This window comes from Brevibacillus sp. MCWH (genome assembly GCF_013096935.1).
Taxonomy (GTDB): domain Bacteria; phylum Bacillota; class Bacilli; order Brevibacillales; family Brevibacillaceae; genus Brevibacillus; species Brevibacillus aydinogluensis.
This window is the reverse complement of record NZ_SDLF01000110.1, coordinates 1-549: the sequence shown is the minus strand read 5'-3', so window position 1 is coordinate 549 and position 549 is coordinate 1. Positions and strand designations below refer to the sequence as shown.

Sequence of the window (549 nt, the reverse complement as noted above, 5' to 3'; positions counted from 1 at the left end):
AGTAATGTGTCATAAAGATTTTAAAATCAAAGAATTATACTACAAAAAAGACCATAAAAATTTCCAAGTTCAAAACAAATCAGATTACTTCGTTATTTCGTCATATACAGTATATTTAGACCAGATGATAGTATACGCCGCTTTGCGGAAAGGACAAGGTGAGCTAAGATCATTTTCATTAAATAGTGTAGCCAAAAAAGAGATAGGGGATGAAAAGTTAGACTATAGTGAAGACGCTAATATTAAAACTTTACCTTATGTAGATTATAAAAAGTTTGTTATATACAACATAAAAGACGTTTTACTACAGTTAGGTATTGAAAGAAAAACTAAAGACATAGAAAATGTCTATTTACGAGCATATACAAACGCAACAACTTATGAAAAAGTATTTAAACAAACAGTTTTCTTGAAAAATCGAGCTTATATAGAATATTATAAACAAGGGCTAATTATAGGAAACAACGTTAACATTGATTATGGGATAGAATCTGAAAATGAAGAAGAAGACGATGATGAAAAATTTGATGGAGCACTAGTAGCAGAACC

The 549-nt window shown here is 29.1% G+C and carries 1 protein-coding gene; it reads left to right on the top strand.

What is annotated here, in order from left to right; genetic code table 11:
* Window positions 1–549 (top strand): hypothetical protein (locus ETC00_RS19600; RefSeq protein WP_216369606.1); only part of this gene is annotated, 549 nt, incomplete at both ends.